At 38.5% G+C, this 6,013-nt stretch carries 4 protein-coding genes; 2 read left to right on the top strand and 2 right to left on the bottom strand.

Features of this window, described 5'->3' with window-relative positions; translation table 11 throughout:
* Window positions 1-24: 24 nt before the first annotated feature.
* Window positions 25-1,419, top strand: coding sequence for an MFS transporter (locus AOG55_RS07540; protein ID WP_054963757.1), 1,395 nt, complete (start codon window positions 25-27; stop codon window positions 1,417-1,419).
* Here AOG55_RS07540 and AOG55_RS07545 read toward each other — a convergent pair.
* Window positions 1,413-2,081, bottom strand: a complete 669-nt coding sequence (locus AOG55_RS07545) for an HAD family hydrolase (protein WP_055041119.1) — start codon at window positions 2,079-2,081, stop codon at window positions 1,413-1,415. The genes AOG55_RS07540 and AOG55_RS07545 overlap by 7 nt on opposite strands.
* Window positions 2,082-2,521: 440 nt before the next feature.
* Between AOG55_RS07545 and ppsA the strand changes: the two genes are divergently transcribed.
* Complete coding sequence (ppsA, locus tag AOG55_RS07550) at window positions 2,522-4,885, top strand: phosphoenolpyruvate synthase (protein ID WP_054964111.1); 2,364 nt, start codon at window positions 2,522-2,524, stop codon at window positions 4,883-4,885.
* Here the strand turns inward: ppsA and AOG55_RS07555 are convergent.
* The gene (locus AOG55_RS07555; protein ID WP_054964110.1) at window positions 4,880-5,665 is read right to left on the bottom strand and encodes a hypothetical protein; all 786 of its coding nucleotides are present in this window, start codon (window positions 5,663-5,665) and stop codon (window positions 4,880-4,882) included. The genes ppsA and AOG55_RS07555 overlap by 6 nt on opposite strands.
* Window positions 5,666-6,013: the final 348 nt, after the last annotated feature.

Consider the following 6,013-nt stretch of genomic DNA (forward strand, 5'->3'; position numbering starts at 1 on the left):
ATAGAAAAAACAATATAAACATTTATGGAAAAAAATGGTAATGAAATTGAAACAGATTTACTTCCGAGGCTTGACCGGCTTCCATGGAGTTCGTGGCACTGGAAGGTATGGTTCATACTTGCCGGTGGAATGTTCCTTGAGGGGCTTGTACTCTCAATAGGCGGTTCAACTCTGTCAACAGTCGAAAAATTATTTTCCCTAACATCCAGTGAGGCCGTGGCACTCACACCAATATTCCTTGTGGGTGAGATGCTTGGCGGAATCCTTCTTGGAGCCATGGCCGATATACGTGGAAGAAAGCAGTTATTTATAATTACCATGGCAATAATAGCATTTGGATCACTGCTATCAGCAGCATCAGTGGATTATATAATGCTGGCAGCATCAAGGGCCATTGCCGGCTTTGGTATAGGTGGTGAGCTTGGATCGGCAATTACAGCGCTTGAGGAGTTTTCACCGTCGAAAAACAGGGGTTTTTCAGTTGGAACAGGAAACGGTGTCATGTTTGATTTCGGCACATTTATTGCAGGATTTGTGTCATTTTTTGCCATTGCATACCTGCCATTGAGCTATGGCTGGAGGATAGCATTTTTAACCGCCGTGGTCCTTGCAGTTTTCATATTCATTGCAAGGCTTGATTTACCGGAATCAATAAGATATTTATTAAGGAAGGGCAAGGTTGACGAGGCGGAGCTTCTGGTTATTGGCATAGAGAAAAAAATAGAGGAGAAGAAGGGTAAATTATCCCCTGCAAATGGAACTGTAAAGGTTCCGGTTGACTATGGAAGACCGCAGGCATCAGAGGGCTTCAGTGTTATATTTAAAAAATACAAAAAGAGGATAGCATTATCATGGATACTTAACTTTACAGAAACATGGCCATATTACGCCGCATTTTCAATTATACCATTAATATTCACAAATATTTATTTCATAAAGTCAAAGGATACTGGATTAATATTAAGCGCGGTGTTGGGTGCCGGCGTTCTCGGCGTCTTTGTCTGGGCATACCTCCTTGATATTATAGGCAGAAGGCCGGTGATAATGCTCACATACATCCTTGCAGGCATAGTTGCAATTATACTTGGCGCCCTTGTGCACAGCATAGACTTCATTGCATTCATTGCAATTCTTTCAATCATGTACTTCTTTACATACGCTGCTGCGGCACTGCTTTATCCGCAGATAGGTGAAATGTTTCCAACAAGGGCAAGGGGTTCCGGTGTTGGAACCGCAATAGGATTCGGCAGGCTTGGTGGAATCATAGGGCCATTTGTCCTTCTGGCGCTCCTGTCGCATGGGCTTTTTTACGTCTTTGTTTCAACCGGAATTGTGCTAATTATCGGTGGAATAGCGGAGGTTATTCTTGGGCCGGAGCTTAAAAAGGAGAGCCTTGAGAAGGCATCAAATGATTACTGATTTTTTAAAAATTCTATTATTTTATTTTTTTCCTCCAGTGAGTTTAATGATAAATCCGCATTTTTAAGTTCATCTATTTTATATATTCCTGTGGCGACAGCAATGGCCCTGGCCCCTGCATCCCTGGCAGCCTTTATGTCCAGCGGCGTATCACCAATTAAATAAACATTCATTAAATCGATTTTAATGCCAAGCCTTTTTAATGCATACGAAACCAGTTCTGATCTTATCATACTGTCACTTCCATAGCCCCCTGTGGAAAAATATTTGGATATTCCGGCCTTTTCAGCACGAAGTTCCGCAACGCCCTGTATGTTTCCTGTTAAAAGCCCAAGTGTGTATCCAAGGTCATAAAATTCTTTCAATGCAGTGTTTACACCATTTAATAATTTATAATCCTCTGGTTTTATATTATTTTTGACATATTCAAGCATTATTTTAAGTGCATCGTTTATATGAACTGATATTTTGGCATCATCAAGCCCTGCCCTTTCCAGCAGTCCGTATAATATGCCGGTATCTGTCATACCGTGCCTTGGAAATGAATAAATATCAGTTTCAACACCGTAAACCTTCCTGCAGGCATAATTAAAGGATTCTGTATGTGTCGGCGATTCCTCCATTAGCGTTCCATCAACATCAAATAAAAGGAGCTTTTTCATGGAGGCTTATTCATAATTATAATATATTGGTTATGTTTAAAATGGAAGAATGATAACCATTGTAATATATTTCATTCATAAAATATGGAATAAAACTACTACAAGGATTATTATTATTTTTATGTCCATAACCTAATGGGGAAATGCTAAATAACCGATGTTTAATTTTTTTAACCTAATTAAAACTTCAAAAATCGATAATAAACATAATAATTATATGTGTTATATTTAAGATTTTTGTTTTATGTATATTAACATAAATACTTGCATAATTTAAATGGAAATCCAATTAAAAAAGGATTTTCCATATAAAATGAAAATTTTTAAATATTAGACATATTTATATTTCTTCGTTTATATAATATTTAATTATCGGCAATAATCGAAATATTTTGAATATAAGCAACATACTTTATATATAATGACAAAATAAATCGATGATGACAGATAAAAAAAGTGCCTTGGTTCTGTGGTTTAATGAGATAGATAAAAATGATGTTGGTATTGTGGGTGGAAAATCCGCAAACCTTGGTGAGATGGCAAGTACCGGAAAGATACCTGTGCCAAATGGTTTTTCAACAACGTCAAAAGCATATAATGATTTTATAAATTATAATAATTTAAAGGATAAGATACAGGGTATTATAGAGTCAACCAATGTCGATGATACTAAATCACTGAACGGTGCCAGCAAGGCCATTAAGGACCTTTTTTTAAAGGCAAAATTCCAGAAGGAATTTGAAAACCAGGTCAGGAAATGCTATTCAAAGCTGATACAATCAGAGGGAAATGTGTTCGTTGCGGTAAGATCATCTGCAACATCAGAGGACCTTCCGGACGCAAGCTTTGCCGGGGAGCAGGAAACATACCTTAATGTAAAGGGTGATGACGAGGTCCTTGAGAAGATAAAGGAATGCTATGCCAGTTTATTTACGCCGCGTGCAATATACTACAGGCAGAAGAAGAATTTCTCACACTTCCAGATAGCACTCTCGGCAACAGTCCAGAGGCAGGTCTTCTCTGAGGAATCAGGTGTTATGTTCACACTTGATGTATCCAATGGCGATACATCAAAGATTGTTATAGAATCAAGCTATGGTCTTGGCGAGTATGTTGTTGGCGGCACGGTGACACCTGATACATTTTATGTTGACAAGGCAACAATGAAGATAGAAAAAAGAATGATATCGAATAAAAATAAGATGCTCAAGTGCCTTGAAACGGGTGGAACCGAGGAGCTTGTTGTCAGCTCTGATAAGGCCATGGAGCCATCCCTTAATGATAGGGAAATCCTTGAGCTTGCCTCCTATGGAAAGGAAATAGAGGCACATTACAGCCACGCAATGGATATTGAGTGGGCCAAGGATTCAATTGATCATAAAATTTATATTGTCCAGGCCAGGCCTGAGACCGTATGGAGCAATAAAAAAACAGGTGATAATAAAATGGAGGTTAATGAGGAAAATGTTGAGAATGATGTTATATTGAAGGGTTTGCCAGCATCTCCCGGTAATGTTACCGGAACGGTCAAGGTTCTTTCATCACCGGATGAGATTTCCAAATTTAACAAGGGAGAAATTCTTGTCACTACAATGACAGCACCTGACTGGGTTCCTGTCATGGAAAAGGCCAAGGCAATTATTACAGATGAGGGTGGATTAACATGCCATGCAGCAATAGTTTCAAGGGAGCTTGGGGTTCCATGCATAGTCGGTACATCATCATTTGGAAAGAAGGCCACTGATATTTTGCATGATGGTGACGTTGTCACTGTTGACGCCTCCAATGGCGTCATATACTCTGGTAAATTTGCACAGGAGGAGGAAAAGGAAGAGGAGGAGGTAAAATACCAGGAGCCTGAGATAATAACAGGCACAAAGATCATGGTTAACATGGGAGAGCCATCACTTGCACCAAGAATAGCAAAGCTTCCTGTTGACGGTATAGGCCTCATGAGGGAGGAATTTATATGGACCGAAATAGGAGAGCACCCATTATCATTAATTAAGAACGGCCGTGGCGATTACTTTGTTAACAAACTTTCAGATGCCCTTGTGAAAGTATGCAGGGCGTTTGCACCAAGGCCTGTTGTGCTTAGATTCAGCGATTTCAAATCTGATGAGTACAAGAATTTAAAGGGTGGATCAGAATTTGAGCCGGTAGAGGACAATCCCCTTCTGGGATGGAGGGGCGCATCCAGGTACTACGATGAAAAATACATGGAGGCATTTAAATTAGAATTAAAGGCCGTAAAAAAGGCAAGGGATGAGAACCTGCTTAAAAACCTCTGGGTCATGATACCATTTACAAGAACCGTTGAGGAATTAAAAAAGGTTGTAAAGATAATGGAGGAAAACGGCCTTGAGAGAACCAAGGATTTCAAGCTCTTCCTTATGGCAGAGATTCCAAGCAATATAATACTGGCAGATAAATTCAATGAATATGTGGATGGATACTCCATAGGTTCAAATGATTTAACAATGCTAATGCTCGGTTCTGACAGGAACAACGGCAAGATGAGCTCAATGTTCGATGAGAGAGACCTTGCAATAAAAAGGGCAATTAAATACCTTATTAAAATTGCACACAGGGATGGAAAGATCGTATCAATATGCGGCCAGGCACCATCACAATACGATGAGATCGTCGATTTCCTTGTCAGGGCTGGCATAGATGATATTTCTGTTAATCCAGACACAGTTGTGCATGTGAGAAAACTTGTGGCTGCTGTTGAGAAGAGGGTGCAGGTTGAGGCAGCCCTTGGAGAGGTTTATAAGGATGATGACTGGGATCTTCCCTTATAAAAATATATTTTCCTGTTTTAATTTATAATTTTTCTTTAATATGTATGATGATGTTAATTTTTCAAAATTAATAATAACATAACCTGAATTAAAGAGCCTTTTAAGGATGTCCCTGTATTGAAGCTTGATTTCAAGTGCCTTTTTTATGTCATAATTTTTTAATGATATAAAATCTGGAAATATTTTCAGGCCAATGGTTGATCCTAAATTATTTAAATTAAATGAGACAATAAACTGTGATGCATCAATAAAATTTATGTACTGCACATTATCATAGGACCTATCATAATCATCATTAATGTACCATTCGGCAACAAGCCTGTCCGTTGGGAGCCCTGCGTTGATACCGTCATGCATTTCACCGTAAAAATTATCAATGTAGGTCCTTGAAAATGCACCAAGTTTGTTAATATTAAAATAGGCGTTGAGGCTCATCATGGGGTCAAAGGTCCATGCAATGAGGTCATATCCATATTCCCTCGCAAGCTCCATCTGCTTTTTCTTGAGCATATAGCCAACACCAGAATACTTTTTGTCCGATATAACACCGGTCATATGTGAATATAAATATGTTTTTCCATGCCTGTAACCGGGATATGAAAAACTGATGCCAACAATCTCTGAATTATCATATGCGGCCAGTACAAAACCTCCATGATATGCCATTGAATGTATTGTATCCTTAAAGCCGTTTAATGCACTGTCAGTGTTCCATGCCGATTTAATGACATCCATAAATGCGGAGATTTCAGAAGGATCCTGAATTTTTTCTATTTCCATATGTTACTGCTGATGTTAAAACCGGATATAACTATTTCCAATAATATATGAATTTATTATATGGAAAAAATGGTTTTATAAACATTATAGTTACTATGTGTAAATGATAATTTTATTGTTCGCCTACAGGGGCATCAAACATCCCAAAGCCGGAGTAGCAGAGAGAACTATTTATGGGGTCGGAGAAGACTGATTAAATTAAATATGGATGTTAATCTGGCTACCTTAAAGGTTGTGTACCATATTTGTGTATTTATAAATAATACCTCCTATTGAACATCTCCTTAATTTCATCATGGCATTTATAGTATCCGTTCATCTTCCTGAATGCATGCCTGGAATTGAATT

The organism is Acidiplasma cupricumulans (assembly GCF_001402935.1).
Classification (GTDB): Archaea; Thermoplasmatota; Thermoplasmata; order Thermoplasmatales; family Thermoplasmataceae; genus Acidiplasma; species Acidiplasma aeolicum.